The sequence below is a fragment of the Massilia sp. 05N420 genome, assembly GCF_056397205.1.
Window position 1 is genome coordinate 84,813 of record NZ_JBFTMX010000006.1, and the last position, 26,407, is coordinate 111,219.

Sequence of the window (26,407 nt, forward strand, 5' to 3'; positions counted from 1 at the left end):
GGGATGCCCCAAAACCGTCGCCCCGCGAAGGCGGGGAGCCCATGTTCTGCTTGAGCTATCGAAMCGCCGGCAAACTTGGGTCCCCGCCTGCGCGGGGACGACGCAGGGGTGCGCGAAAGCGACGAGTCAGACCTTGACCAGCAAAGCCGTAGCCTGCGCGGCCATTCCCTCTTCCCGCCCCAGGAATCCGAGCTTCTCGTTGGTCTTGGCCTTGATGTTGACCTGTTGCGGCGAGACGCCCAGGTCCTCGGCGATGCGCGAGACCATCTGCGGGATGTGCGGCGCCATCTTCGGCTGCTGGGCGATGATGGTGGCGTCGATGTTGCCGATGGTATAGCCGGTGGCGAGCACGCGCGAGGCCACTTCGCGCAGCAGGGTGCGCGAGTCGGCGCCGGCGAACATCGGATCGGTGTCCGGGAAGTGCTTGCCGATGTCGCCGAGGGCGGCGGCGCCCAGCAGGGAATCGATGATCGCGTGCAGCAGCACGTCGGCATCCGAATGGCCCAGCAGGCCGAGGCGGTGCGGGATGGTGACGCCGCCGACGATCAGCTTGCGCCCCTCGACCAGGGCGTGGCAGTCATAGCCGGTCCCGATACGGAACGGCGGAGTTGGGTTATACGATGCAAGAGCCATGGTGTTCACACGAGTTCAGGTTGGGACACTGCCAGGTACAGCTCGGCAATCCGGATATCGTCCGGCAGCGTCACTTTCAGGTTGCGGGGATGCCCTTCGACCAACTTGGGGGTCAATCCCAGCGCTTCAACCGCACTGGCGTCATCGGTAATCGTATTCGGGTCGGTAGCCGCCGTCAGCGCTTCGCGCAGCAGCTGGAAACGGAACATCTGCGGGGTCTGGGCCAGCCACAGGCCGTTGCGCGGAATGGTGCCGCAGGCTTCGCCTTCGATGCAGCGCTTGACGGTGTCGACCACCGGCAGGCCCAGCAGGCCGCCGACCGGGTGGTCGCCGGTAGCCGTGATCAGCTTCTCGATCAGCTCGGCGGTCAGTCCCGGGCGGGCGGCGTCATGCACCAGCACCCAGTCGGTCGGCGCCAGGGTGTTGGCCAGCACGGCCAGCCCGTTGCGCACCGATTCCATGCGGCTCGCGCCGCCGCAGCGCAGGACGGTCACGCCATGGCTCGGGGCCACCGCGTCGATGCAGGGGTCGTCCGGGCTCACCACGACGAAGGTGTGTGCGATCAGGTCACTCGACAGAAAGGCGTCGAGGGTATGCCGCAGCATCGGCTTGCCGCCGATCTTGATGTACTGCTTGGGGCTGCCCGCGCCCATGCGGGCACCGACGCCCGCGGCAGGAATTAAGGCAAAGTAACGTGGTGCTTGATTCATTTATGAGCTTGTTGATGAAGGCGATCGTCTTGTCGATCCAATAAGAGACTGTACCTCACCTTGGCAAACTTTGCTGAGACGCGCGTACTCGCGCGGACTGTCGATACCTGCCTGCAGCGCCCTGGCCTTGCCCATTTCGCGCTTGATGAAGGGCATCCAGCGCCCGTCCAGTTCGGCCTGCACGCGGGCCAGGGCCTGGCCGTGCAAGGCATACACGGGACGGCCGTCGAAACGCCGCCCCAGCGCCTCGCGCACCCTGCTTTCCACTTTCGGCAGGTAATCGACGTAGGCCTTGAGATGGCGCATCTCGTGCGCAAGTATCTCGCGATATGCACAAGTGCCCGGGGCGAACTCGCTGCCCACATAGATCACGATCGGCAGATAGGACAGGCTCACGCCGACCTGGGGCAGCAGGCATTCCTCGCCGGTATCCGGGTCGCTGACGATGGCGCCCTCGACGCTGATCGCCACCCGCGACTCGGCGCGGGTCAGGCCCAGCACGTAGTCGCCCACGCGTTCCGGCTTGATCCGGGTGAGGCTGCGGTAGGACAGGCTGCTGTCGACGCGGTAGCCGTTGTCGTGGGCCTCGACGCTGACGCCGGGGCGCCGCACTTCGCTGTCCAGCCCCAGTTGCCGGGCTTCGCAGCGCGCCTCGAAAGGCGTGCGCGCCGCCGCGTCGGCGGCCGCGAACAGGATCAGCAACGGCAGGCACAGCGGCAGGCACGGCGCCAGTCTCGGCATCTCAGGAAGGTGTCCAGGTGCCGGCGGCGTACTTCTCCAGCCAGAAGGTACCGATGATGGTTTTCACGTCCGTGATCTCGCCCTTGCGCACCATCTCGAGCAGCTCGGGAATGGTGGCGGTGAAGAGTTCGAGGAATTCGCCCTCGTCCAGCTTGGCCTCGCCCGCGCTCAGGCCGCGCGCCAGGAAGATCTCGAGGTGCTCGTCGGAATAGGCGATCGCGTTGTGGATGGTGCAGACGAAATTCCACTCGGTGGCCGTGTAACCGGTCTCTTCTTCGAGTTCGCGCCTGGCGGTGGCCAGAGGAAGTTCGCCCGGGTCGATCTTCCCGGCCGGGAATTCGATGAAGACGCGGTCGTTCGGGTAGCGGTACTGGCGCTCCAGCAGCACGCGGCCGTCGGCCAGCAACGGCAGGATCACGACGGCGCCGGGATGGCGGATGAACTCGCGCTTGCTTTCCGAGCCGTCGGGCAGCCTGATGCGGTCGCGGGAGACTTTGAGGAAGTGGCCATCGTAGGCGAGCTCGCCATCGATGCGGGTTTCTCTCAGGTGGGAATCCATGGTTGATGCTCCGGTGATGCGTAGGTTTTCAACAGCACCGGCGCCATGGACGCGGGTGCTCAATGCCGGCGCTTGCGCAGGTATCTCAGCACGAAACCGGGAAACGCCAGCACGACGAACATGCAGGCCGAGATGGCATAGAATTCCCAGGTTTGCGGAAAGGTATTGCCGATCCGGGATTCCAGCACATGGGCGAGTCCGCCGACGACGAAGTATAAGACAAACAACTCGAGAAGGCGCACGACGAAGAACTTCGTGTGCGCCCTGCCCTGCGCGGGCTTCAGGGGAATGAAGCCGAACACGCTCTCGTTCAGGAAAGGCAGGTTGGCGAACGCGATCGCGACCGCGATCACCAACCAGGTTGCCAGGGACAGGTCCACAGGCGCTTACGAACCCAGGGTCTGGGTCATGGCGTTGAGGCAGGCGCTCAGCAGGCCGTTCGGCATCACGCCCAGCAGCACCACCAGCACGCCGTTCAGCGACAGGGCCACGCGCATGTCGAGCGGGGTCGAGATCGGCGAAGCATCCACCACCTCGTCGAACCAGATGGTCTTGACGACGCGCAGGTAGTAGAAGGCGCCGATCAGCGAGAACATCACCGCGACGATCGCCAGCCAGTACTGGCCGGTGGCCACGACCGACTGCAGGACTGCCCACTTGGCCATGAAGCCCATCATCGGCGGCACGCCGGCCAGCGAGAACATCAGCAGGGTCATGATGACGGCGTACCACGGGCTGCGCTTGGCCAGGCCCTTGAAGTCGGCGATTTCTTCCGCTTCGAAGCCCGAGCGCGCCAGCATCATCACCAGGCCGAAGCTGCCCAGGGTGGTCAGCACGTAGGTGATGCTGTAGTACATGGCGGCGCTGTAGGCCGGGGCCGCGTTGGCGGCGTTGATCGCATCCTTGCCGCCGGTAACGCCGGCCATCATGGCCAGCAGCACGAAGCCGAGCTGGGCAATGGTCGAGTAGGCCAGCATGCGCTTGATGTTGGTCTGGGCGATCGCGGTCAGGTTACCCACGGCCAGCGACAGCACGGCCAGCACCAGCAGCATCTGCTGCCAGTCGACCGCCATCGGCAGCAGGCCTTCGACCAGGATACGGATCATCATCGCGAACGAGGCCAGCTTCGGTGCGGCGCCCAGCAGCAGGGTCACGGCGGTCGGCGAGCCCTGGTAGACGTCCGGCACCCACATGTGGAAGGGAACGGCGCCCAGCTTGAAGGCCATGCCGGCAACGATGAAGACCAGGCCGAACACCAGGATGGTGTGGTTGGCGGCGCCGGCGGCGGTCAGCTTGGCGATGGTGGTGATGTCCAGCGAACCGGTGGCACCGTAGACCATCGAGATACCGTAGAGCATGAAGCCCGAGGCCAGCGAACCCAGGATGAAGTACTTCATCGCGGCTTCGGTCGAGGTCGCATGGTCGCGGCGCAGTGCCACCAGGGCGTACAGCGACAGCGACATCATTTCCAGGCCCAGGTAGATCGGCAGCATGTTGTTGCCGGAGATCATGATCATCTGGCCCAGCATGGTGAACAGCGCGAGCACGTAGAACTCGCCGCCCATGTTACCGGACATCATGCCGCGGTCGCCGGTGTACTGGCGCGAGTACACCAGGGTGATGCCGACGGCCAGGTAGGTGAACAGCTTCAGCAGGTTCGCCATCGGATCCGACACGAACATGTTGAAGAAGGTGTAGGTCGTGGTGCCGGCGCTGAAGTCGGTCCAGGTGATCGCCGCGCAGCCCACCAGGGTGAGCAGCGACAGGATATAGGTCAGGTTGCGCTTCCCTTCCTTCAGGAACATGTCGATCAGGAGGATCGCACAGGCGGCAATCACCAGGAAGATTTCCGCGGCGAGCGGCGCCATGTTGATGGACGCCACCGATACAGTGTTGTTAATCATCGGATTCATATCGTTGTAGTTTCCTGCTTAGTGCAACGGCGGCAGCTTGCTGACCGAGACGTGCTGCAGCAGGTCGGCCACCGACACTTGCAGCGAATCGGTGAACGGCGCCGGATACAGGCCCATGTAGATGGTCAGGATCGCCAGCACGCCCAGCATGAAGAACTCACGGCCGTTCAGGTCGGTCAGTTCGGCCACATGCTTGTTGCCGATCTTGCCGAACACGACGCGCTTGACCATCCACAGCGAGTAGGCTGCGCCCAGGATCAGGGCGGTGGCGGCCAGCAGGCCGGTCCAGAAGTTGAACTTCACGGCGCCCAGGATGACCATGAATTCGCCCACGAAGCCCGAGGTTGCCGGCAGGCCGCAGTTGGCCATCGCGAACAGGACCGAGAAAGCGGCGAACTTCGGCATGCGGTTCACGACGCCGCCGTAGTCGGCGATTTCACGCGAGTGCATGCGGTCGTACAGCACGCCGATGCACAGGAACATGGCGCCCGATACGAAGCCGTGCGAGATCATCTGCACGATACCGCCCTGCACGCCGATCTCGTTGAAGATGAAGAAGCCGAGGGTGACGAAGCCCATGTGGGCGATCGACGAGTAAGCGACCAGCTTCTTCATGTCCTTCTGGACCATGGCGACCAGGCCGATGTAGATCACGGCGGTCAGCGACAGCACGATGATCAGGGGCGCCAGGTAGTGCGAGGCGTCCGGTGCGATCGGCAGCGAGAACCGCAGGAAGCCGTAGCCGCCCAGCTTCAGCATGATCGCGGCCAGCACCACGGAACCGCCGGTCGGCGCTTCCACGTGGGCGTCGGGCAGCCAGGTGTGGACCGGGAACATCGGCACCTTGACGGCGAAGGCCATCAGGAAGGCCAGGAAGATCAGGACCTGTTCCTTCATGTCCAGCGGTAACTGGTGCCATGCCAGGATGTCGAACGAACCGCCCGACTTGTTGTACAGGTAGATGATCGCGATCAGGGTCAGCAGCGAACCCATGAAGGTGTACAGGAAGAACTTGAATGCCGCGTACACACGGTTCGGGCCGCCGAACACGCCGATGATGATGTACATCGGGATCAGGGTGGCTTCGAAGAAGAAGTAGAACAGCAGGCCGTCCAGCGAGACGAACACGCCGATCATCAGGCCCGACAGCATCAGGAAGGAACCCATGTACTGGGCCACGCGTTCCTCGATCACCTGCCATGCGGAGATGACGACGATGATGGTGATGAAGGCGGTCAGCGGCACGAACCAGAGGCTCAGGCCGTCGATACCCAGGTAGTAATGGATGTTGAAGCGCTCGATCCAGGCCGCCTTCTCGACGAACTGGGGACCGTGGGCGGTATTGCTGAAGCTCGACATCAGCGGGATGGTCGGCAGGAAGCTGACCACCGCGCCGATCAGCGACAGCACGCGGGTGAAGCCCGCCTTGCTGTCACGGCCGACGGCCAGCACGATCATGCCGAAGATGATCGGTAGCCAGACCGACAGGCTCAGGTACGGAGGAAATGTGGAAATCGTGGACTGCATCTTGTTTTTCTCTCTGTTTAAGCGCGCCAGAACGGGAAGAAGTACAGCAGCGTACCCAGCACGCCCAGGATCATCACGAACGCGTAGTGGTAGATATAACCAGTCTGGAACGTGCGGACGACGGTCGAGAACCAGCCCACCAGCTTGGCGGAACCGTTGACGACCAGGCCGTCGATCAGCACGCGGTCACCCACCTGCCACAAGGCCTTGCCAACGCCGCGGGCGCCACCGGCGAACACCACCTCGTTGAACTTGTCCATGTAGTACTTGTTGTCCAGCAGGGTGTGGAGCGGGCGCAGCTTGTTGTAGAACCAGGCCGGTACGCGCGGATTGATCATGTAGCAGTAGTAGGCGGCAACGACGCCGGCCAGTGCCAGCCAGAACGGCAGCGCGGTGAAGCCGTGCAGGGCCATCTGCAGCGGGCCGTGGAATTCTTCGGCCAGCTTTTCCATCGCCGGGTGACGCTCGGCGTTGATCGTGATGACCTTGTCGAAGAAGCCGCCGTACAGCATCGGCTTGATCGCGAAGAAACCGATGATGACCGACGGGATCGCCAGCAGGATCAGCGGCAGGGTCACCACCAGCGGCGACTCGTGCGGCTTCTGGCCCGGGGCCAGGCCGTGGTGGCCGTGATCGTCGTCCTCGTCCTCTTCGTGGTGGGCGGTGGCTTCGTGCAGGGCGGTCGGGTCCTTGCCCTCGTCGCCCTGGTTGCTTGCATGATGCGCATGGTCGTCATGGTGGTCATGCGCATGGGCCTTGCCGAAACGTTCTTCGCCGTGGAACACCAGGAAGTACATGCGGAAGGAGTAGAAGGCGGTGATGAACACGCCGGCGATGACCGCGAAGTAGGCGAAGCCCGAACCCCACAGGTGGGACTCGTGCACGGCCTCGATGATCGAGTCCTTCGAATAGAAACCGGCGAAGAACGGGGTACCGATCAGGGCCAGCGAACCGAGCAGCGAGGTGATCCAGGTGATCGGCATGTACTTGCGCAGGCCGCCCATGTTGCGCATGTCCTGGTCGTGGTGCATGCCGATGATGACCGAACCGGCGCCGAGGAACAGCAGGGCCTTGAAGAAGGCGTGGGTCATCAGGTGGAACACGGCCACGTTATAGGCCGACACGCCCAGGGCGACGGTCATGTAACCCAGCTGGGACAGCGTGGAATAGGCRACGACGCGCTTGATGTCGTTCTGGATGATGCCCAGGAAGCCCATGAACAGCGCGGTGATCGAACCGATGACGATGATGAAGGACAGCGCGGTGTCCGACAGCTCGAACAGCGGCGACATGCGCGACACCATGAAGATACCGGCGGTAACCATGGTGGCGGCGTGGATCAGCGCCGAGATCGGGGTCGGGCCTTCCATCGAGTCCGGCAGCCAGACGTGCAGCGGGAACTGCGCCGACTTGCCCATCGCGCCGATGAACAGGCAGATGCAGGCGGCGGTCAGCAGCGGCCAGCCGAGGCCGGGCACGGTCATGCCGGCCAGGTCGTGGGCCTTGGCGAAGGTTTCGCCGTAGTTCATGGTGCCGGTGGCGGCCAGCAGCAGGCCGATGCCGAGGATGAAGCCGAAGTCACCGACGCGGTTGACCAGGAAGGCCTTCATGTTCGCGAAGATGGCGGTCGGACGGGTGTACCAGAAGCCGATCAGCAGATACGAGACCAGGCCCACCGCTTCCCAGCCGAAGAACAGCTGCAGGAAGTTGTTCGACATGACCAGCATCAGCATCGAGAAGGTGAACAGCGAGATGTACGAGAAGAAGCGGTTGTAGCCTTCGTCCTCGGCCATGTAGCCGATCGTGTAGATGTGGACCATCAGCGACACCGAGGTCACCACGCACATCATCATTGCCGACAGCGCGTCGATCTGGAAACCGACCGTCATCTTCATGCTGCCGATGGTCATCCAGGTGTAGACGTCGCCGTTAAAGGTCGCGCCGCCGAGCACGTCCATCAGGGTCATGATCGAGATGACCATGGCGATGAACACGCCGGCGATGGTCGCGGTATGCGACACCTTGCGACCGACCACGTTCCCGAAGAACTTGGTGCCCAGCAGGCCGGCGATCGCCGAGCCCGCGAGCGGTGCGAGTGGCACCGCCAGCAAGAGGTTAGGGTTAATTGGCCCCGTCATTTTCTATAGCCTTATGTCTTGTTTATCGAGGAGTTCACAGACCAAACCGCTTAGCCCTTCAGGCTGTCGAGGTCTTCCACGTTGATCGTGTCCAGGTTACGGAACAGGACCACCAGGATCGCCAGGCCGATCGCCGATTCGGCGGCCGCGACAGTCAGGATGAAGAACACGAAGATCTGGCCTGCCGCGTCTCCCAGATAATGCGAGAAGGCGACGAAGTTCAGGTTCACTGCCAGCAGCATCAGTTCGATGGCCATCAGCAGGATGATGATGTTCTTCCGGTTCAGGAAAATACCGACCACCGAGATCGCGAACAGGATCGCGCCGAGGATCAGGTAGTGAGCGAGCGACAGAGTCATGGAGCCTCCTTCTTGGCTTCTGCGGCGGCCACTGCGGCTGCATCGATCGCCTTCTGGTTCACCGTCTGCATCTTGATGATGCGCAGACGGTCGTTACGCTTGACGCTGACGGCCAGGGCCGGGTCGATGGCCTTGGTGTCCTTGCGCTTGCGCAGGGTCAGCGCCACGGCGGCGATGATCGCGACCAGCAGGATCAGGCCGGCGATCTCGAAACCGTAGATGTACTGGGTATAGATCAGCTTGCCCAATTCCTTGGTGCCGCCGATGTGGCCGACGGCGCTTTCAGCCGGCGCTTCCGAAGTGCCCAGGAAGCCGCGCCACAGGACGGCCGCCATCTCCARCACGACCAGCGCGCCGATGCCCGAGGCCAGGGGCAGGTAGCCCCAGAAGCCTTCGCGCATGCGGTCGACGTTAATGTCGAGCATCATGACGACGAACAGGAACAGCACCATGACGGCGCCGACATAGACCAGCACCAGCACGATGGCCAGGAACTCGGCCTTCAGCAGCATCCAGATGCCGGCAGCGTTGAAGAACGCGAGCACCAGGAACAGCGCGGCGTGAACCGGGTTCTTGGCGGTAATGACGCGCAACCCGGCGATGACCATGATCGCCGAGAACACGTAGAAAAGAACAGTTGTGAATTCCATGACTTACGCAGGAGCCCTCTTGTTATTAGCGCGATTAACGATATTTGGCATCAGCGGCACGTGCGGCGGCGATGTCGTTCTCGTAGCGGTCACCCACGGCCAGGAGCATTTCCTTGGTGTAGTACAGGTCGCCACGCTTTTCGCCGTGGTATTCCAGCACCTGGGTTTCGACGATCGAATCGACCGGGCAGGATTCTTCGCAGAAGCCGCAGAAGATGCACTTGGTCAGGTCGATGTCGTAGCGCGTGGTGCGGCGGGTGCCGTCTTCGCGCTGCGCCGATTCGATCGTGATCGCCATTGCCGGGCACACCGCTTCGCACAGCTTGCAGGCGATGCAGCGCTCTTCCCCGTTGGGGTAGCGGCGCAGCGCGTGCAGGCCGCGGAATCGCGGCGAGATCGGGGTCTTTTCTTCCGGGTACTGCACCGTGATCTTGCGCGAAAACGCGTATTTTCCGGTCAGCGCCAGGCCCTTGATCAGTTCGGACAGCATCAGGCTGCCGAAAAAGTCTTTTACTCGAGTCATTTCTTGCGCCTCTTTACTTCCAGGGGTTCCACGACGTCTGCATGACGCCGGCGACCAGGACCAGCCACACCAGGGTCAGGGGGATGAACACCTTCCAGCCCAGGCGCATGATCTGGTCATAGCGGTAACGCGGGAAGGTACCGCGCACCCACACGAACAGCGACACGACCAGGAAGGCTTTCGCGAACAGCCAGAAGAAGCCGCCCAGCGCGCCGAATTCCAGGAAGGAGAACGGTGCCGCCCAGCCGCCCAGGAACATGATCGACGCCAGCGTGGCCACCAGGATCATGTTGGCGTATTCCGCCAGCATGAACATCGCGTAGGACATGCCCGAGTACTCGACCATGTGGCCGGCCACGATTTCCGATTCGCCTTCCACCACGTCGAAGGGGTGGCGGTTGCACTCGGCCAGGCCGGAGGTAATGTAGATCACGAACAGCGGCAGCAGCGGCAGCCAGTTCCACGACAGGAAGCTCAGGCCCATGCCGGCGAAGTGGCCGCGTGTCTGGGCGCCGACGATGTCGGAGAAGTTCAGCGAACCCGATACCATCAGGATCACGACCATCACGAAGCCCATCGGGATTTCGTAGGAGATCATCTGTGCCGAAGCGCGCATCGCACCCATGAAGGAGTACTTCGAGTTCGACGCCCAGCCGGCGATGATGATGCCGTACACCTCCATCGAGGTGATGGCCAGCAGCAGCAGCAGGCCGGCGTTGACGTTGGCCAGCGCCGCTTCCGGACCGAAGGGAATGACGGCCCATGCGGCCAGCGCCGGCATGATGGTCATGATCGGGCCGATGATGAACAGGCTCGGGGTGGCCTTGGCCGGCACCACGATTTCCTTGAGCAGCAGCTTGAGCGCGTCGGCGATCGGCTGCAGCAGGCCCAGCGGGCCCACGCGGTTCGGACCCACGCGGATGTGGATCCAGCCGATCAGCTTGCGCTCCCACAGCACCAGATAGGCCACCAGGCCCATCAGCGGCAGCAGGACGCAGACGATTTTCAGCAGCGTCCAGGCAAAGGTCCAGACGGTCGGACCCACCAGGTGTTCGCCGCCAGCGTAAAAACTATTGAGTACGTCAGGCATCGACATTTTTATTAAGCCTTTTCAATCGAAATCGGACCGAACATGGCGCCCAGCGACGAGGTCAGCTGGTGAGCCGCGGCCACGCGCACGACGTTCGCCGGCAGGCGCGCGTCGACGGCGGCGACCAGGGTCGCACTGCCCTCCCCTTGCTGCACGGTGACCATGTCGCCGGCCTGCACGCCCAGCACTTCGGCCAGCTTGGCCGAGATGGTGGCCAGCGGCGCCTGGGCGTCGGCGGTGCGCAGCAGCGGTTCCGAACGGCGCGCGATGGCGTCGGCGAAGTAGATCGGCACGTCGGCCAGGCGCTCCAGCTTCAGCTCGCCGTCCTTGACTTCGGCGTACTTGGCCGACACCGGCGCCAGCTTGGCGACGTTGTTCAGCTTGGCCGACAGATCGGTGTTGCCCTTGCCCAGCGCTTCGTCGCGGATCGACTCCGAGTTCTCGTAGTCGAAGCCCGACAGGCCCAGCAGGTTGCCCAGCACGCGCAGCACTTTCCAGGCCGGACGGGTTTCGCCCAGCGGCTTGACGGTGCCGTTGAAGCTCTGTGCGCGGCCTTCGCAGTTGACGAAGGTACCGGCGGTCTCGCTGAACGGCGAGATCGGCAGCAGCACGTCGGCGTAGTCCATGCCATGCTTGAAGGCCGACATCGCGACGACCATCTCGGCGCCCTGCAGTGCCTTGATGGCCTGCTGCGGGTTGGCGGCGTCCAGTTCCGGCTCGGCGTTCAGCAGCACATAGGCTTTTTTCGGCTGGGCGAACAGGTTCGCGGCATTCTTCGAGATAGCGTTCACGAGGTAGCCGCCGACGGTGTTGGCGGCGTCGACGAAGTAACCGAACTTGGCGCCGGTCTGCTCGGCGATCCACTGGGCCACGGCGTGCAGCTTCGAGGCTTCCGGATGCTGCATGGCGGCGTTACCCAGCAGGACGGCGCCCGGCAGGTCGGCGGCGTTCTCGACCACCAGGGTCGCGGCGATGGCCTTCACCGCGGCCGACACTTCGATGCCTTCGAAACCGGCCGGGGCTTGGATGCCCTTGGCGGCGGCGACGGCGACGGCGATTTCCGACAGCGCAGCCAGCCAGTCCGTCGGTGCGGCGATGATGCGGCCGTGGGTCGGGATCAGGTTGTCGTCGTCCGAACCGTGGACGATCGACAGCTTGGCGCCCGACTTGACGGCGGCGCGCAGGCGGGTCGCGGCCAGCGGGTGGTCCTTGCGCAGGAAGGAACCGACGACCAGCACGCGCTTGAGCGTCGACAGTTCGGCGATCGGCATGCCCAGGTGCGGGACCACCGTGCCGTCCAGCGCGAAGTCGCTCTGGCGCAGGCGGAAGTCGACGTTCTCGATGCCGAAGCCGCGCATGGCTTTCTGCAGCAGGAACAGTTCTTCGACGGTCGAGTGCGGGGTCGCGACGGCGGCGATGCTGTCGGCGCCATGCTCGTGACGGATGTTACGCAGGCCGTGGGCGACGTACTCGAGGGCGGTCTGCCAGTCGGTGTCGATCCATTTGCCGTCCTGCTTGATCATCGGGTTGACCAGGCGCTCGGCGTTGTCCAGCGATTCGTAGGCGAAGCGGTCCTTGTCCGACAGCCAGCACTCGTTGATGTTCTCGTTTTCCAGCGGCAGCACGCGCATCACCTTGCCGCCCTTGACCTGGACGATCAGGTTGGTGCCCAGCGAGTCGTGCGGCGACACCGAACGGCGGCGCTGCAGTTCCCACGGACGTGCCGAGTAGCGGAAAGGCTTGGAGGTCAGCGCGCCGACCGGGCACAGGTCGATCATGTTGCCCGACACTTCGGAGTCGACGGTCTTGCCGACGAAGGTGGTGATCTCCGAATGCTCGCCGCGGCCGACCATGCCGAATTCCATGACGCCGGCCACTTCCTGGCCGAAGCGCACGCAACGGGTGCACTGGATGCAGCGGCTCATCTCTTCCATCGAGATCAGCGGACCGGCTTCCTTCGGGGTCACGACGCGCTTTTCTTCGCTGTAGCGCGAGCCGCTCTTGCCGTAGCCGACGGCCAGGTCCTGCAGCTGGCATTCGCCGCCCTGGTCGCAGATCGGRCAATCCAGCGGGTGGTTAATCAGCAGGAATTCCATCACGGACTTCTGTGCCTGCACCGCCTTGTCGCTGTGCGTACGCACGATCATGCCCGGCGAGACCGGCGTGGCGCAGGCCGGCATCGGCTTCGGCGCCTTCTCGACTTCCACCAGGCACATGCGGCAGTTCGCTGCGATCGACAGTTTCTTGTGATAGCAGAAGTGCGGGATATAGGTTCCCAGTTTGTTCGCGGCGTCCATCACCATGGAACCTGGTGGGACTTCTACTTTCTTGCCGTCTAATTCAATTTCAACCATTTGATCGTTACCTGACCTGGTTTAAAGGTATGCGGGCACGAGGCAGTGCTTGTGCTCGATGTGATATTCGAATTCCTCGCGGAAGTTCTTGATCATCGCTTCCACCGGCATCGCGGCGGCATCGCCCAGCGCGCAGATGGTGCGGCCCTTGATGTTGAAGGCGATGTTGTTCAGCAGATCCATGTCTTCCGGACGACCCTGGCCGTGCTCGATACGGTGGACCATGCGGTACATCCAGCCGGTGCCTTCACGGCACGGGGTGCACTGGCCGCACGATTCCTCGTAGTAGAAGTAGGACAGGCGCAGCAGCGACTTGACCATGCAGCGGGTCTCGTCCATGACGATCACGGCGCCCGAACCGAGCATCGAACCGGCCTTGGCGATCGAGTCGTAGTCCAGGTCGGTGTCCATCATGACTTCGCCGCGGATCACCGGAGCGGACGAACCGCCGGGGATGACGGCCTTGATCTTCTTGCCGCCGCGCATACCGCCAGCCAGTTCCATCAGCTTGGCGAACGGCGTACCCAGCGGGACTTCGTAGTTGCCCGGACGCTCGACGTCGCCCGAGATCGAGAAGATCTTGGTGCCGCCGTTGTTCGGCTTGCCGAGGCCCATGTAGTTCTCAGGACCCATGTTCAGGATGAACGGGACGGCTGCGAAGGTCTCGGTGTTGTTGATGGTGGTCGGCTTGCCGTACAGGCCGAACGAGGCCGGGAACGGCGGCTTGAAGCGCGGCTGGCCCTTCTTGCCTTCCAGCGACTCCAGCAGCGCGGTTTCTTCGCCGCAGATGTAGGCGCCGTAGCCGTGGTGGGCGTGCAACTGGAACGAGAACTGCGAACCCATGATGTTATCGCCCAGGAAGCCGGCGGCGCGCGCCTCTTCCAGCGCCTCTTCGAAGCGCAGGTATTCCTGGAAGATCTCGCCGTGGATGTAGTTGTAGCCCACCGTGATGCCCATCGCGTAGGCGCCGATGGCCATGCCTTCGATCAGCGCGTGCGGGTTGTAGCGGATGATGTCGCGGTCCTTGAACGTACCCGGCTCGCCTTCGTCGGTGTTGCAGACGAGGTATTTCTGGCCCGGGAACTGGCGCGGCATGAAGCTCCACTTCAGGCCGGTCGGGAAACCCGCGCCGCCGCGGCCGCGCAGGCCGGAGGTCTTCAGGTCGGCGATGATCTGCTCGGGCGGAATGCCTTCTTCCAGGATCTTGCGCAGGGCCGAGTAGCCGCCACGCTTGACGTAGTCGGCCAGGTGCCAGTTGTCGCCGTTCAGATCCTTCAGGATCAGCGGATTGATGTGGCGGTCGTGCAGGCTGGTCATTTGTTCAGTTCCTCCAGCAGGGCGTCGATCTTCTCGTCGCTCATGAACGAGCACATGCGGTGGTTATTCACCAGCATGACGGGTGCGTCGCCGCAGGCGCCCATGCACTCGCCTTCCAGCAGGGTGAACTGGCCGTCTTCGGTGGTGCCGCGGTAGTCGATGCCCAGGGCATCCTTGATGCGCTGGCCGGCGCGCTCGCCGCCCGACAGGGCGCACGGCAGGTTGGTGCACACGGTGATCTTGTGCTTGCCGACCGGCTTCAGGTTGTACATGTTGTAGAAAGTCGCGACTTCCTGCACGGCGATGGCGGGCATGCCGATGTAGTCGGCGATTTCCTGCATCGTTTCAGGCGCCAGCCACCCCTTTTCGACTTGTGCGTGGGCCAGCGCGGCCATCACGGCCGATTGACGCTGGTCGGCCGGGTATTTCGCCAGCTCGCGGTCAATTTTTTGTAAGCACTGCTCAGATAACATTTTTTCTCTTCCTTATCGACCGGATCAGCGGTCAATCGAACCGAACACGATGTCCTGCGTACCGATGATGGTCACGGCGTCGGCAATCATGTGGCCGCGCGCCATTTCGTCCAGGCTCTGCAGGTGCACATAGTCCGGGGTACGGATCTTCAGGCGGTACGGCTTGTTGGCGCCGTCCGACACGATGTAGATGCCGAACTCGCCCTTCGGATGCTCGATGCCGGTGTAGACCTCGCCCGGCGGCACGTGGAAGCCTTCGGAGAACAGCTTGAAGTGGTGGATCAGCGATTCCATGTTCGACTTCATGTCGACGCGCGACGGCGGCGCGATCTTGTTATTGTCGATCATGACCGGACCCGGGTTCGCCTTCAGCCAGGCGACGCACTGCTTGACGATGCGGTTGGACTGGCGCAGCTCTTCGATGCGGACCAGGTAGCGGTCGTAGGAGTCGCCGTTGGTGCCGACCGGGACGTCGAACTCGACCTTGTCGTAGGCGGCGTACGGCTGGACCTTGCGCAGGTCCCAGGCGATGCCCGAGCCGCGCAGCATCGGGCCCGAAAAGCCCATGCCCTTCGCGTCTTCCGGGGTCACCACGCCGATGCCGACGGTACGCTGTTTCCAGATACGGTTGTCGGTCAGCAGGGTCTCGTATTCGTCGACGTAGCCGTCGAAGCGCTTGGTGAAGCCTTCGATGAAGTCGAGCACCGAACCCTGGCGGATTTCGTTCAGCTCGTCCACGGCGCGCTGGTTGCGCACCAGCGACGGCTTGTGCTTCGGCATTTCGTCCGGCAGGTCGCGGTACACGCCGCCCGGGCGGTAGTAGGCCGCGTGCATGCGCGCGCCCGACACCGCCTCATAGACGTCGAACAGGTCTTCGCGGTCGCGGAAGGCGTACAGGAAGGGGCCCATGGCGCCGATGTCCAGCGCGTGCGCGCCCAGCCACATCAGGTGGTTCAGGATGCGCGTGATCTCGTCGAACATGGTGCGGATGTACTGCGCGCGGATCGGGGCTTCGACGCCCAGCAGCTTCTCGATMGCCAGCACGTAGCCGTGCTCGTTGCACATCATCGACACGTAGTCGAGGCGGTCCATGTACGGCACCGACTGCAGGTAGGTGCGGGTTTCCGCCAGCTTCTCGGTGCCGCGGTGCAGCAGGCCGATGTGCGGGTCGGCGCGCTGGATGACCTCGCCGTCCAGTTCCAGCACGAGGCGCAGCACGCCGTGCGCTGCCGGGTGCTGCGGACCAAAGTTCAGGGTGTAATTCTTAAGCTCAGCCATTATTTCATCCCGTAGGTTTCTTCGCGGATCACGCGCGGAATGTTTTCACGCGGCTCGATCGTCACGGGTTGGTAGATCACGCGCTTCTGCTCGGGGTCGTAGCGCATCTCGACGTAACCCGAAATCGGGAAGTCCTTGCGGAACGGGTGGCCGATGAAGCCATAGTCGGTCAGGATGCGGCGCAGGTCGCCGTGACCTTCGAACAGGATGCCGTACAGGTCGAACGCTTCGCGCTCGAACCAGTTGGCGTTGCGCCAGATGCCGGTGATCGACTGGACCAGGGGCATTTCGTCGTCCGGGCAGAACACGCGGACGCGCACGCGCCAGTTGTGCTCGATCGACAGCAGGTGCACCACCACCGCGAAACGCAGGCCATCCCAGGTGCCTTCGCCATAGTTCAGGTAGTCGACGCCGCAGAGGTCGATCATTTCTTCGAACGCGAGCGATTTGTCGTCGCGCAGGGTCTGCATCGCCGCAAGATAGTCGGCGGCCTTGACTACCACGGTTACTTCGCCGAGAGCCGACGAAATGGCGGCGCGCTCGCCGAGCGCATTCTTCAGGGCGAGCTCAAGGACTTCGAGTTTTGTCGTCATGGTGTTAGCTGCTTGGTTTTATCGCGCGATGGTGTTGGTGCGCTTGATCTTGTTCTGGAGCTGGATGATGCCGTACAGCAGAGCTTCAGCGGTCGGGGGGCAGCCCGGGACGTAGACGTCGACCGGCACGATGCGGTCGCAGCCGCGGACGACCGAATAGGAGTAGTGGTAGTAGCCGCCGCCGTTGGCGCAGGAACCCATCGAGATGACCCAGCGCGGCTCGGCCATCTGGTCGTAGACCTTGCGCAGTGCCGGCGCCATCTTGTTGCACAGGGTGCCGGCGACGATCATCACGTCGGACTGGCGCGGGGACGGACGGAACACGACGCCGAAGCGGTCGAGGTCGTAGCGGGCGGCGCCCGCGTGCATCATTTCGACCGCGCAGCATGCGAGACCGAACGTCATCGGCCACATCGAACCGGTACGGGCCCAGTTGATCAGCTTATCGGCTGTGGTGGTAACAAAACCTTCGTTTAAAACGCCTTCAATAGCCATGGCTTATTCCCAATCAAGGGCACCTTTCTTCCAGATGTACCAGAAACCGACAACGAATTCGGCGATGAAGACCATCATCGTGACGAACGCCGGCCAGCCCAGGTCGCGAATCGAGACGCCCCATGGGAAGAAGAATGCCGTTTCCAGATCAAACAAAATAAACAGGATCGCGACCAGGTAGTACCGGACGTCGAATTTCATGCGCGCATCTTCGAATGCTTCGAAACCGCATTCGTACGGCGACAGCTTGGCAGCGTCGGGACGGTGCGGCGCAATGATGCGGCCAAGGACTTGCGGAGCGACGCCAACGCCGATGCCGACAAGAAGGAACAAAAGGACGGGGAAGTAATTCTCGAGGTTCACAGCAGAAAAGCCTTATTGAACGATCGGTTGATAAAACACTGCATTGACTGCAGCACCGCATCGCGCAATCCTGGCTTTTTGCCTACCACCAGGATCGTACGACCGAAGACCCTGGGATGTTTTCCAGGATCCTCAGAGATCCTCGTAAAAAAGCCAGCTAGTGCAGGAGCGGAGCCCGTGCGCCCTAGCTGGCTTCTGTATCTTGGTGCCGACGGCGAGACTCGAACTCGCACAGCTTGCGCCACTACCCCCTCAAGATAGCGTGTCTACCAATTTCACCACGTCGGCTGGAGACCAGTATTCTACCCTGCCTTAGCACCTTTTTTCAATGCTCAAATTGCGCTAGATCAAGGAAAACTACTGTTTTTTCTCTACTGTGTTTTCGCTGTATTCACAGCCTGGCGGGTCGAGAAGCCGCCAGGGCTTGCTGGCGGAGAGAATCCACCGATACTACACCACCCCGCGCAAGCCTGCACGGAGGGGTCCGCATTTGACCGTGCGGAGCGGAGCTTGCCTTACTTGGACGGAGCCGGAGCCGGAGCAGCCGGAGCCGACGGCACGCCGGCGGCCGCCGGGACGTCCTGGGTCGCGGCCGGCGCCGGAGCCTGGGCGGCCGGCGCCGTGTTCGGCACGGCATTGCCGGCATTGTTTGCAGGCGCAGTCGCCGGAACGGTCGCGTGCTCCATCACCCCGCCGCCGATGCTGGCTGCCGGACGGTTGGTACCGAAGTAGGCCAGCGCGAGGGTCGAGGCGAAGAAGATCGCTGCGGCCACTGCGGTCGACTTCGACAGGAAGTTGGACGAGCCGCTGGCGCCGAACAGGCTGCCGGACGCGCCGGAACCGAAGGCGGCGCCCATGTCGGCGCCCTTACCGTGCTGGACGAGCACGAGGCCGATGATGGCCAGCGCGGACACGACCTGCAGAACAACGATCAGATTGAACAACACGTTCATTATTATTCCATTCCAAGGTTAACTACGTTGCAAATTCTATTCTGGCGGCATGCTCAGGTCGCGTGAATAATAGCCAGAAAATCCTGCGCCTTCAACGCCGCCCCGCCGATCAGTCCGCCGTCGATGTCGGGCTGGGACAGCAGTTCGCGCGCATTCTCCGGCTTCATGCTGCCGCCGTACAGGATGGCCACGCCATCCGCCGCTTCGGCGTTACGCACCCGCAGCTGCTCGCGCAGCCGCGCATGTACTTCCTGCGCCATCTCCGGCGTCGCAGTCCTGCCGGTACCGATCGCCCACACGGGTTCGTAGGCAACCACGATCTTCGCCACCGCTTCGGCCGGCAGCAGCTCCAGCACCGCATCGAGCTGGGCGCCGACCACGTCGAAGGTCTGCCCCGCCTCGCGCTGCTCCAGGGTTTCGCCGACGCAGACGATCGGGGTCAGCCCCTCCTTCAGCGCCGCCTGCGCCTTGCGCGCCACCAGCTCGCTGCTCTCGCCATGGTAGGCGCGGCGCTCCGAGTGGCCGACGATCACGTAGCGGCAGGCGAAGTCGGACAGCATCTTCGCGCACACTTCGCCCGTATAGGCGCCGCCCTCATACGCGGACACGTCCTGCGCACCCCAGGCAATGGCACTGCCTGAAAGCAGGTCTTCGCACTGCTGCAGATAGGGTGCCGGCACACACACGGCGGCCGATGCCTTCGCATCGCCGAGTCCCGCGGCGATATCCGCCAACAAGGCCGCATTGACCAAACGGCTACCGTTCATCTTCCAGTTACCTACGATGAGCTTGGGCCGCATCAGAACCTCACGGTCAAATAACCCGCTATTTTAGCGGTCGTTGAATGGACGGTCAAACGAAGGCTGACCAAAGGCTTGTCATTCATGGTGTTTTCCAAAGTTGTGGGTATTCGTTTCCCGGTAGCCTGCGCCGGCTCAGGCGGGCGCCACCTGCAGCATGATCTTGCCGACGTGGGCGCTGCTCTCCATCAGGGCATGGGCCTGGGCGGCCTGCTCGAGCGGGAAGCTGCGGTAGATCACCGGCCTGATCTTGCCGGCCTCGATGAGCGGCCAGACAAGTTCGCGCAACTCGCGTGCGACCTGCGCCTTGAAGGCCACCGGGCGCGGACGCAGGGTGGAGCCGGTAATCGTCAGGCGGCGGCGCAGTACCTGGCCGAGGTCGACTTCGGCGCGCGCGCCGCCCAGCAGCGCGATCAGGGCGATGCGGCCATCGTCGGCCAGACAGGCGATCTCGCGCTTGATGTAGTCGCCGCCGACCATGTCGAGCACCACGTCGACGCCCTTCCCGCCCGTCAGCTCCTTGACCACGACCGAAAAATCCTCGGTCTTATAGTTGACGCCGCGTTCGGCGCCGAGCTGCTCGCAGGCGCGGCATTTGTCTTCGCTGCCGGCGGTGGCGAACACGCGGTGGCCCATGGCGCTTGCGAGCTGGATCGCGGTGACGCCGATGCCCGAGCTGCCGCCCTGCACCAGCAGGGTCTCGCCCGGCTGCAGGGCGGCGCGCTGGAACACATTGCTCCAGACGGTAAAGAAGGTTTCGGGCAGCGAGGCCGCTTCCAGCGGGCTCAGCCCCTTCGGCACCGGCAGGCATTGCTCGAGCGGGGCCGYGCAGTATTCGGCATAGCCGCCGCCCTGCACCAGGGCGCACACCAGGTCGCCCTTGTTAAAGCCGCTGTCGCCGAGTTCGCCGTCGACGATCTCGCCGGCCACTTCGAGGCCGGGCAGGTCGGAGGCGCCGGGCGGCACCGGATACTGGCCGAGGCGCTGGAACACGTCGGGACGGTTGACGCCGGCCGCGATCACGCGGATCAGGATTTCGCCGGCCTTCAGCACGGGCAGCGGACGTTCGCAGGGCTGCAGCACCTCGGGCGAGCCGGGCTGGGTGATTTCGATTGCGTGCATGGAGACTCCTGTGCGGATAGGCCTGTTGAACAAGTGGCAATTGTACGCCACCGGCAAGCTGCGACCAAGCGAACTGCCGCCCGGAAATTGCTGATAACGTTACCATTGCGCAACTAAATGCTCAGCCGCAGCCAAAATGCAACGGGGCTTGGCGTCAGCTCAACAACAGTGCCGGGCCGGCGTGTTGGGACGGTCGCGGCTGCCGGATTGGCTCAGCGGGCTGATGCGTAGCGCATTCCCCATCACCAATGAACGAAACATGAAGTTGAGCTTACAGGGGGCCCAGGACTGGAGCACCGAGCGCCGGGTCGGCACCTGGAGCGCGGGCCAGGGCGGCCCGCCGGACCTTCACTGACCAGACCTTGCGCCTGATCGCGCACTCCAGTATCGGAGGAAATAAGGTCCGGATTCGGATCTCGAACGGAATGGGCGCGCCCGCGCCCAGCGGCGACCACCTGCACCCGAACGGCCTGGGCTACCAGGCGATGGGGAATGCCGTGCCGCTGGAGTTGTTCCGTTTCGCTGGGGACCGCGGCGGTGAAGGGCTGGTGCAGCCGGCGGCGGCCACGCCGGGATAAAGGTCGTCCCCGCGAAGGCGGGGACGAGGTGGTTAGTAATTACCGAGTGGTTGGTGGTAATTACTTCTTGTTGTCGTTCTTGTGGCTCTGCGAGCCAGCCTTCGCATGCTGCGCCGACGAGCCGCCGCGAGTGCCGCCGCCGCTGCCACCGCTGCCGCTCTGCTGGCTGCCGCCGCCCTGGCTCTGCTGGCTGCCGTCGTTCTTGTGGCTCATGGAGCCGGCGCGGCGGGCTTCTTCCGAGTTGAACTCGTGGGCATTGCCCGAAGCGTGTGCTGCCTTGCCGCCTTCCGAAGCGATTTCGCGCTGTTTTTGCGGATCCATCGATGCGAAGCCGCGGTTGCTGGTGTCGCTCTGGTTGTTACCCTTGTTGCCGCCGCCTTGATTGTTCGATGCCATGCTTACCTCCGATAATTGGTGAGTTATGCACCAGCCCGTTCGAAAACTGGCTGAGACAAGACCATGGTAGTCACCACGCACCAACCCGCCCACCATGAAAGCCCCATGGCTTTGTAGGATCGGGCCTTCAAGCCACGTCAGCCTGGTCTTTGCACCTGAAAGCAACTCAAGGGGTGTTGTTGCCGGTTCTGGACTGGGTCGGCAAGGGGCTGCCGGGCTTCCAGTTGCGCGACAGCGCCTGCCCTTCCTCGACCTGCTCCTGGGTCATCTGGCGCGCGATCAGGGCGCGCTGCTCGGTGGCGCTGCGGTGGCCGCTGGCGGCCGCCAGGTTCCACAGCATGTAGGCGATGACGAAGTCCTGGGGCATGCCGGCCACGTGGTAGCGGTACATCAGGCCGAGCGCGTGCTGGGCATCCGGGTGACCCTGCTCGGCCGCCTTGCGGAACCAGGTGACGGCCAGCTTCTGGTCCACGGGCACCGCGTTGCCGGTGTAGTACATCGCACCGATCACGTACTGGGCGTCGGCCTTGCCCTGCTGGGCCGCCTTGTAATGCCAGGCGAAGGCCTGCTTGTAGTCGCGCTGCACGCCGCGGCCCATGTAATACATCAGGCCCAGCAAGTGCTGGGCATCCGCGTCGCCGGCCTTGGCGAGCGGCGTGATCTCCTTCAACGCCAGCGCATAGTTGCGGGCGTTGTAGGCGTTGGCGCCTTCCGTGAAGCCTGCCATCGCACTGCTGTGCAGCCCCAGGGCCAGCAGGATGGCAACGATGTGTTTTCTCATTGTCTCGTTCGGAACGGTATTTTTATTGTTGTGCTACTTCCAACTGACCTTGCCCAGGCCGTCGACCGCCACCTTGCGGTTCAGGGGCTTGCCGTACACCGTTACCGAGCCCATGCCGGACAGGTTCAGGCTGGCGTTCTGGTGCGCCGTGACGCTGGCATTGCCGAGGCCGGACAGGTCGACGTTGACGCTGTCGGCGACGAATTCCTTCGCATCCAGGCTGCCCAGGCCGCCGAGGTCGGCCTTCAGCCATCTGGCACGTCCATTGAGGGTCACGAAACCGGCGCCGCGCAGATTCAAGTCGACGCCCTCGCCGCTCAGGCTGGTCAGGTTCATGCTGCCGATGCCGCCCAGGCTGGCCGTCACCATCCTGTAATTACACGAGATGCGCATCGATCCGGCGCCATCCAGGCTCAGTTCCAGCTCGTCGCCGGAGAAACCGGAGACGTCGGTCGAACCCAGGCTCTCGGAACTCACCTCGCGCAGCGCGGGCAGGGTCAGCTCGGCGTGCAGGGAACCGAGGCGCACGCGGCCGTGGACGTCGGTATCGATGTTCAGCGTATCGCCGCTCTGCACCGTCACGGTCTTGGCCAGCCAGCGCGGATCGCCGCTCAGGGTCAGGGTGGCCGTGCTGCCCTGCCTGATCCGCAGGTCGACCGCGCCGTCGAGCTTCACGCGCACCACGCGCGCATCGATGGGGCGGGTCTCGGTGGCGACCTCGGGCGCTGCCTGCGCTACACCGAAACAGGCAACAATTCCCGCGGCCGCCATGCCGAGCTTAAAAACCTTGTTCATCCAGTTCTCCGAATCCATGTTCTTGTTGTGCAAGCGTACCGTGCTCGATGAAATTGTGCCAGTTCGACAATTTTCAAGATGGCATCACACATGGTCAGAGTAAAGCCCCGGCGCGTCCACGCCCACGGGATTGCGACGAACTGCAGAAAGCGGGCCCCGAGCGACACGATGGCGGGAATGACATGCAGGCCGGAGACGCGGCGGAACCGGCCATTATGCGCCGCCCCACCATGAAAAACTGTACGGATTTGTCATCGAATCGTCTCCGCTTTTAGTTGCCACCCAAACAAAAAGTTACTTATTTGCATGACATTGCGTTAATATTAGCCGCTGCCTGGATACGATCCGGACAGAAAGACGCAGTTTCTAGTTCAGCCCAAACCAGAGGTTATCAATGCGCATGCGCCTATTACCCGCCCTGCTGGCCGGGGTGTCGCTGTCGATGTCCGCGTACGCCGCGAACAGCGACCAGTGGACCCTGCCGGTCAACGTCAAGAAGCTCGACAACGGCCTGACGGTCGTCGTCTCCGAAGACCACAGCTCGCCGACCGTCGGCGTGTCGGTCGTCTACCATGTCGGCATGCGCCTGGAGCCGCGCAACCGCACCGGCTTCGCCCACCTGTTCGAACACCTGATGTTCCAGGGCACGCCGAATTCGCCGAAGGGCGTCTTCGACCGCACCATCACCGGCGGCGGCGGCCGCAACAACGGTTCGACCCGTCCGGACTTCACCAACTACATCGAGACCGCGCCGGTGTCCTCGCTCGAGCCCATCCTGTGGCTGGAAGCGGACCGCATGAAGACCCTCGACTTCAACCCGGCCACGCTGAAGAACCAGCAGGACGTGGTGAAGGAAGAGATCCGCGTGAACGTGAAGAACCAGCCCTACGGCGGCTTCAACTGGATCGACATCAGCAAGCTGGCCTTCAACAAGTGGGAGAACAACCACGACGGCTACGGCAGCTTCGAAGACCTCGAGGGCGCCAGCCTGGACGACGTGCGCGGTTTCCACCGCGACTACTACGGCCCGAACAACGCGGTGCTGGCGATCGCCGGCGACGTCACGCCGGCCCAGGGCTTCGCGCTGGCCCAGAAATACTTCGGCGGCATCGCCAGGCGCGCGACCCCGAAAGCCACCGACTTTTCGGAAGGCCTGAACACCCAGGAAAAACGCATCGAGCAGAGCGACGCCCTGGCCCAGGTGCCGGCCGTGGCCGCCGCCTGGAAGGTACCGGCCCGCGGCACCGCCGACCAGGCCCCGATGGCCGTACTGGCCGAACTGCTGGCCGGCGGCGACGCCTCGCTGTTCTACCAGGGCATGGTGAAGGGCCGCGAGATCGCGCTGAACATCTCCGGCGGCTTCGGCCTGACCGGGCCGTTCGAGTACGACGGCCCGACCCTGTTCACCGTCACCGGCCTGTACAAGCCGAACAGCAGCGCCGACGCCATGCTGGCCGCGATGGACGAGGAGATCGCCAAGGTCGCCAGGGACGGCGTCGACGAAGCCACCCTGAAGCGCGTCAAGACCAGCATGCTGTCCGACTGGAACAACGGTCTCGAAAACATCCTGAGCCGCGCCGATACCCTGGCCAAGCTGCAGACCCTGTGGGGCGACGCCAACGTGGTCAACAAGGTGCCGGGCTGGATCGAAGGCGTGACGTCGAAGGATGTCCAGCGCGTCGCCGCCACCTACCTGGTGAAGGCCAACCGCACCGTGATCGACCGCAGGCCGGTGGCGAAGCCCGCACCGGCGGCCGCGCCGCAGCCGGCCAACAAGGCCGACACCGCCCCGGCCCCAACCGACAAGAAATAAGGAGAGCACGATGAAAAAACTGATGCTCATTTCCGCCATCTCGATGGCGTTTGCAAGCCCGGCCTTCGCCGCCGAAGCCGCCGCCCCGGCCAAGCCGGCCGGCATGCCCGCCTACGGCAAGGACAAACCGCTGCCCTCCCCGCACATCGCCAAGAAGACCCTGGCCAACGGCCTGCAGGTCTGGGTGGTGCCGCGCAACGGCGTGCCGCGCGTCGACATGGTACTGGCCGTGCGCGGCGCCGGCTTCATCGCCGACGACGCCGCCCACCCGGGCTTCGCCAGCATGTTGGCGGGCCTGCTGAACGAAGGCACCGCCAAACACGATTCGCGCGCCATCGCCGAACTGGCCCAGGGCCTGGGCGGCTCGGTGGGCGGCGGCGCCAGCGCCGACGGCATCACCGTCAGCGCCAACGCCCTGGCGTCGCAGGCCGGCGCCATGATGCAGCTGCTGGCCGAAGTCGCGCGCACACCGATCTTCCCGGCCAAGGAAGTGGCACTGGCCAAGGCCAACGCGCTGCAGTCCCTGCGCGTGCAGGAAACCCAGCCGCGCTTCCGCGCCGAGCGCGCCGTCAACCGCGCAGTATTCGGCGAGCACCCCTACGGCCACACCACGCCGACCGTCGAAGGCATCAATTCGGTCGACGAAGCCTTGCTGCGCGCCGAGCACGCCAAGCGCTTCCGTCCGGACCAGGCGCTGCTGGTGATCACCGGCCGCATCAAGGAGGCTGATGCCATGAAGCTGGCCCAGCATGCCTTCGGCGACTGGAAGGCCGAAGGCTCCGCCCCGGCGGCAAGCGCAACGGCGCCGGYCGCCGCCAAGCCGGTCCACATCCTGCTGGAGCGTCCGGGCAGCGTGCAGTCGACCATCCGCGTGGCCGGCTCCGGCATCGCCGCCACCGCCGGCGACCAGGTGCCGCTGCGCCTGGCCAGCACCATCCTGGGCGGCGGCTTCTCGAGCCGCGTCAACATCAACCTGCGCGAGGAAAAGGGCTACACCTACGGCGCCTCGGCCGGCGCGCGCATGATGCGCGAAGGCGGCAGCATCGTCGGCGGCGCCGACGTACGCAACGAAGTCACCGGCGCGGCCCTGACCGAGTACTTCAACGAGTACAAGCGCATCGGCGGCGAGCTGATCTCGCCGCAGGAAATGGAGATGCACAAGCGCTACGTGGCCGGCGGCTACGTGCTGTCCAACCAGATGCAGCGCGCGGTGGCCGCCACCCTGGCGATGAACTGGCTGGTCGGCCTGCCGCCCGAGTTCCTGTCCCAGTACGTGCCGCTGATCCAGAAGGTCACGCCGGAACAGGTGCGCGACGTCTCGAAGAAGTACTTCAACCCCGAGCACCAGTCGATCGTCGTGGTCGGCGACAGCAAGTCCGTGGGTGAGCAGTTGAAGGCTTTCGGCGACTTCACCGTCACCGACAAGTAATCCCTCGCAAGGACGAGCAAGAGC

Annotated in this window: 28 protein-coding genes and 1 tRNA gene; 3 read left to right on the top strand and 26 right to left on the bottom strand. The window is 63.7% G+C overall.

Translation table 11 applies throughout. The features are described from left to right. Positions 1-126: 126 nt before the first annotated feature. The 23 genes from ispF to AC1DIX_RS05275 form a co-directional block, all read right to left on the bottom strand. Complete coding sequence (gene ispF, locus AC1DIX_RS05165; RefSeq protein WP_442121776.1) at positions 127-633, bottom strand: 2-C-methyl-D-erythritol 2,4-cyclodiphosphate synthase; 507 nt, start codon at positions 631-633, stop codon at positions 127-129. Between the two features lie 5 nt (positions 634-638). Next, a complete protein-coding gene (gene ispD, locus AC1DIX_RS05170) occupies positions 639-1,343 on the bottom strand; it encodes a 2-C-methyl-D-erythritol 4-phosphate cytidylyltransferase (RefSeq protein ID WP_442121777.1) in 705 nt (234 codons plus the stop codon). Next, complete coding sequence (locus AC1DIX_RS05175; protein ID WP_477322532.1) at positions 1,344-2,084, bottom strand: hypothetical protein; 741 nt, start codon at positions 2,082-2,084, stop codon at positions 1,344-1,346. 1 nt (position 2,085) lies between these two features. After that, complete coding sequence (locus AC1DIX_RS05180) at positions 2,086-2,643, bottom strand: NUDIX domain-containing protein (protein ID WP_442121779.1); 558 nt, start codon at positions 2,641-2,643, stop codon at positions 2,086-2,088. A 59-nt stretch (positions 2,644-2,702) separates the two neighbouring features. Beyond that, positions 2,703-3,023: a DUF2818 family protein gene (locus AC1DIX_RS05185; RefSeq protein ID WP_442121780.1), complete on the bottom strand. Its 321-nt coding sequence runs from the start codon at positions 3,021-3,023 to the stop codon at positions 2,703-2,705. A gap of 6 nt (positions 3,024-3,029) precedes the next feature. Further along, positions 3,030-4,547: an NADH-quinone oxidoreductase subunit NuoN gene (gene nuoN, locus AC1DIX_RS05190; protein ID WP_477322534.1), complete on the bottom strand. Its 1,518-nt coding sequence runs from the start codon at positions 4,545-4,547 to the stop codon at positions 3,030-3,032. A 27-nt stretch (positions 4,548-4,574) separates the two neighbouring features. Continuing rightward, complete coding sequence (locus AC1DIX_RS05195; protein ID WP_442121782.1) at positions 4,575-6,083, bottom strand: NADH-quinone oxidoreductase subunit M; 1,509 nt, start codon at positions 6,081-6,083, stop codon at positions 4,575-4,577. A gap of 17 nt (positions 6,084-6,100) precedes the next feature. Then, positions 6,101-8,221: an NADH-quinone oxidoreductase subunit L gene (nuoL, locus tag AC1DIX_RS05200; protein WP_442121783.1), complete on the bottom strand. Its 2,121-nt coding sequence runs from the start codon at positions 8,219-8,221 to the stop codon at positions 6,101-6,103. Between the two features lie 50 nt (positions 8,222-8,271). Then, positions 8,272-8,580 carry an NADH-quinone oxidoreductase subunit NuoK gene (gene nuoK, locus AC1DIX_RS05205; RefSeq protein WP_036168632.1) on the bottom strand — a complete coding sequence of 103 codons (309 nt, stop codon included), beginning with the start codon at positions 8,578-8,580 and terminating at the stop codon, positions 8,272-8,274. Further along, positions 8,577-9,230, bottom strand: a complete 654-nt coding sequence (locus tag AC1DIX_RS05210; protein WP_442121784.1) for an NADH-quinone oxidoreductase subunit J — start codon at positions 9,228-9,230, stop codon at positions 8,577-8,579. Before AC1DIX_RS05210 ends, nuoK begins: the two co-directional genes overlap by 4 nt. Positions 9,231-9,264: 34 nt before the next feature. Beyond that, entirely contained in the window at positions 9,265-9,753 is a 489-nt protein-coding gene (nuoI, locus tag AC1DIX_RS05215; protein ID WP_442121785.1) for an NADH-quinone oxidoreductase subunit NuoI, read from the bottom strand. Between the two features lie 13 nt (positions 9,754-9,766). Beyond that, positions 9,767-10,849, bottom strand: a complete 1,083-nt coding sequence (gene nuoH, locus AC1DIX_RS05220) for an NADH-quinone oxidoreductase subunit NuoH (RefSeq protein WP_477322536.1) — start codon at positions 10,847-10,849, stop codon at positions 9,767-9,769. 5 nt (positions 10,850-10,854) lie between these two features. Then, a complete protein-coding gene (nuoG, locus tag AC1DIX_RS05225; protein WP_477322538.1) occupies positions 10,855-13,197 on the bottom strand; it encodes an NADH-quinone oxidoreductase subunit NuoG in 2,343 nt (780 codons plus the stop codon). 21 nt (positions 13,198-13,218) lie between these two features. After that, positions 13,219-14,514 (bottom strand): NADH-quinone oxidoreductase subunit NuoF, encoded by a 1,296-nt coding sequence (gene nuoF / locus AC1DIX_RS05230; protein WP_477250938.1) that lies wholly within the window; start codon positions 14,512-14,514, stop codon positions 13,219-13,221. After that, the gene (gene nuoE, locus AC1DIX_RS05235) at positions 14,511-14,987 is read right to left on the bottom strand and encodes an NADH-quinone oxidoreductase subunit NuoE (RefSeq protein ID WP_442121789.1); all 477 of its coding nucleotides are present in this window, start codon (positions 14,985-14,987) and stop codon (positions 14,511-14,513) included. The genes nuoF and nuoE overlap by 4 nt, the downstream gene beginning before the upstream one ends. Positions 14,988-15,011: 24 nt before the next feature. Next, positions 15,012-16,265, bottom strand: a complete 1,254-nt coding sequence (locus AC1DIX_RS05240) for an NADH-quinone oxidoreductase subunit D (RefSeq protein WP_442121790.1) — start codon at positions 16,263-16,265, stop codon at positions 15,012-15,014. Beyond that, positions 16,265-16,858, bottom strand: a complete 594-nt coding sequence (locus tag AC1DIX_RS05245; RefSeq protein WP_442121791.1) for an NADH-quinone oxidoreductase subunit C — start codon at positions 16,856-16,858, stop codon at positions 16,265-16,267. The genes AC1DIX_RS05240 and AC1DIX_RS05245 overlap by 1 nt, the downstream gene beginning before the upstream one ends. Positions 16,859-16,876: 18 nt before the next feature. Beyond that, entirely contained in the window at positions 16,877-17,353 is a 477-nt protein-coding gene (locus AC1DIX_RS05250; protein ID WP_135190173.1) for a NuoB/complex I 20 kDa subunit family protein, read from the bottom strand. A 3-nt stretch (positions 17,354-17,356) separates the two neighbouring features. After that, positions 17,357-17,716, bottom strand: a complete 360-nt coding sequence (locus tag AC1DIX_RS05255; protein ID WP_442121792.1) for an NADH-quinone oxidoreductase subunit A — start codon at positions 17,714-17,716, stop codon at positions 17,357-17,359. Between the two features lie 203 nt (positions 17,717-17,919). Continuing rightward, positions 17,920-18,004 (bottom strand) — tRNA-Leu (locus AC1DIX_RS05260). A gap of 227 nt (positions 18,005-18,231) precedes the next feature. Continuing rightward, complete coding sequence (gene secG, locus AC1DIX_RS05265) at positions 18,232-18,669, bottom strand: preprotein translocase subunit SecG (protein ID WP_442121793.1); 438 nt, start codon at positions 18,667-18,669, stop codon at positions 18,232-18,234. Positions 18,670-18,722: 53 nt separating this feature from the next. Further along, complete coding sequence (gene tpiA, locus AC1DIX_RS05270) at positions 18,723-19,469, bottom strand: triose-phosphate isomerase (RefSeq protein ID WP_442121794.1); 747 nt, start codon at positions 19,467-19,469, stop codon at positions 18,723-18,725. A gap of 135 nt (positions 19,470-19,604) precedes the next feature. Then, positions 19,605-20,591 (bottom strand): NAD(P)H-quinone oxidoreductase, encoded by a 987-nt coding sequence (locus AC1DIX_RS05275; protein ID WP_477322540.1) that lies wholly within the window; start codon positions 20,589-20,591, stop codon positions 19,605-19,607. 425 nt (positions 20,592-21,016) lie between these two features. Here AC1DIX_RS05275 and AC1DIX_RS05280 point away from each other — a divergent pair, with 425 nt between their 5' ends. After that, positions 21,017-21,169 (top strand): hypothetical protein, encoded by a 153-nt coding sequence (locus AC1DIX_RS05280; protein ID WP_477322542.1) that lies wholly within the window; start codon positions 21,017-21,019, stop codon positions 21,167-21,169. A 60-nt stretch (positions 21,170-21,229) separates the two neighbouring features. On the opposite strand, the gene AC1DIX_RS05285 is transcribed toward AC1DIX_RS05280, so the two are convergent. The 3 genes from AC1DIX_RS05285 to AC1DIX_RS05295 all read right to left on the bottom strand — a co-directional run bounded on the left by AC1DIX_RS05285 (position 21,230) and on the right by AC1DIX_RS05295 (position 23,141). After that, the gene (locus AC1DIX_RS05285) at positions 21,230-21,565 is read right to left on the bottom strand and encodes a KGG domain-containing protein (protein WP_442121796.1); all 336 of its coding nucleotides are present in this window, start codon (positions 21,563-21,565) and stop codon (positions 21,230-21,232) included. Positions 21,566-21,731: 166 nt separating this feature from the next. Next, positions 21,732-22,346 carry a tetratricopeptide repeat protein gene (locus tag AC1DIX_RS05290; RefSeq protein ID WP_477322544.1) on the bottom strand — a complete coding sequence of 205 codons (615 nt, stop codon included), beginning with the start codon at positions 22,344-22,346 and terminating at the stop codon, positions 21,732-21,734. Between the two features lie 33 nt (positions 22,347-22,379). Next, a complete protein-coding gene (locus tag AC1DIX_RS05295; RefSeq protein ID WP_477250949.1) occupies positions 22,380-23,141 on the bottom strand; it encodes a GIN domain-containing protein in 762 nt (253 codons plus the stop codon). Positions 23,142-23,541: 400 nt separating this feature from the next. Between AC1DIX_RS05295 and AC1DIX_RS05300 the strand changes: the two genes are divergently transcribed. Both AC1DIX_RS05300 and AC1DIX_RS05305 read left to right on the top strand, forming a co-directional pair. Next, positions 23,542-24,954 (top strand): M16 family metallopeptidase, encoded by a 1,413-nt coding sequence (locus AC1DIX_RS05300; protein ID WP_442121799.1) that lies wholly within the window; start codon positions 23,542-23,544, stop codon positions 24,952-24,954. 10 nt (positions 24,955-24,964) lie between these two features. After that, positions 24,965-26,383 (top strand): M16 family metallopeptidase, encoded by a 1,419-nt coding sequence (locus AC1DIX_RS05305; protein WP_477322546.1) that lies wholly within the window; start codon positions 24,965-24,967, stop codon positions 26,381-26,383. Positions 26,384-26,407: the final 24 nt, after the last annotated feature.

What these genes read in the sequence shown, in the direction of transcription:
- ispF (WP_442121776.1), bottom strand. Translation starts at nt 633, where the DNA reads ATGGCTCTTGCATCGTATAACCCAACTCCGCCGTTCCGTATCGGGACC.
- ispD (WP_442121777.1), bottom strand. Translation starts at nt 1,343, where the DNA reads ATGAATCAAGCACCACGTTACTTTGCCTTAATTCCTGCCGCGGGCGTC.
- AC1DIX_RS05175 (WP_477322532.1), bottom strand. Translation starts at nt 2,084, where the DNA reads ATGCCGAGACTGGCGCCGTGCCTGCCGCTGTGCCTGCCGTTGCTGATC.
- AC1DIX_RS05180 (WP_442121779.1), bottom strand. Translation starts at nt 2,643, where the DNA reads ATGGATTCCCACCTGAGAGAAACCCGCATCGATGGCGAGCTCGCCTAC.
- nuoN (WP_477322534.1), bottom strand. Translation starts at nt 4,547, where the DNA reads ATGATTAACAACACTGTATCGGTGGCGTCCATCAACATGGCGCCGCTC.
- AC1DIX_RS05195 (WP_442121782.1), bottom strand. Translation starts at nt 6,083, where the DNA reads ATGCAGTCCACGATTTCCACATTTCCTCCGTACCTGAGCCTGTCGGTC.
- nuoK (WP_036168632.1), bottom strand. Translation starts at nt 8,580, where the DNA reads ATGACTCTGTCGCTCGCTCACTACCTGATCCTCGGCGCGATCCTGTTC.
- nuoI (WP_442121785.1), bottom strand. Translation starts at nt 9,753, where the DNA reads ATGACTCGAGTAAAAGACTTTTTCGGCAGCCTGATGCTGTCCGAACTG.
- nuoH (WP_477322536.1), bottom strand. Translation starts at nt 10,849, where the DNA reads ATGTCGATGCCTGACGTACTCAATAGTTTTTACGCTGGCGGCGAACAC.
- nuoF (WP_477250938.1), bottom strand. Translation starts at nt 14,514, where the DNA reads ATGACCAGCCTGCACGACCGCCACATCAATCCGCTGATCCTGAAGGAT.
- nuoE (WP_442121789.1), bottom strand. Translation starts at nt 14,987, where the DNA reads ATGTTATCTGAGCAGTGCTTACAAAAAATTGACCGCGAGCTGGCGAAA.
- AC1DIX_RS05245 (WP_442121791.1), bottom strand. Translation starts at nt 16,858, where the DNA reads ATGACGACAAAACTCGAAGTCCTTGAGCTCGCCCTGAAGAATGCGCTC.
- AC1DIX_RS05250 (WP_135190173.1), bottom strand. Translation starts at nt 17,353, where the DNA reads ATGGCTATTGAAGGCGTTTTAAACGAAGGTTTTGTTACCACCACAGCC.
- secG (WP_442121793.1), bottom strand. Translation starts at nt 18,669, where the DNA reads ATGAACGTGTTGTTCAATCTGATCGTTGTTCTGCAGGTCGTGTCCGCG.
- tpiA (WP_442121794.1), bottom strand. Translation starts at nt 19,469, where the DNA reads ATGCGGCCCAAGCTCATCGTAGGTAACTGGAAGATGAACGGTAGCCGT.
- AC1DIX_RS05280 (WP_477322542.1), top strand. Translation starts at nt 21,017, where the DNA reads ATGGGCGCGCCCGCGCCCAGCGGCGACCACCTGCACCCGAACGGCCTG.
- AC1DIX_RS05285 (WP_442121796.1), bottom strand. Translation starts at nt 21,565, where the DNA reads ATGGCATCGAACAATCAAGGCGGCGGCAACAAGGGTAACAACCAGAGC.
- AC1DIX_RS05290 (WP_477322544.1), bottom strand. Translation starts at nt 22,346, where the DNA reads ATGAGAAAACACATCGTTGCCATCCTGCTGGCCCTGGGGCTGCACAGC.
- AC1DIX_RS05295 (WP_477250949.1), bottom strand. Translation starts at nt 23,141, where the DNA reads ATGAACAAGGTTTTTAAGCTCGGCATGGCGGCCGCGGGAATTGTTGCC.
- AC1DIX_RS05300 (WP_442121799.1), top strand. Translation starts at nt 23,542, where the DNA reads ATGCGCCTATTACCCGCCCTGCTGGCCGGGGTGTCGCTGTCGATGTCC.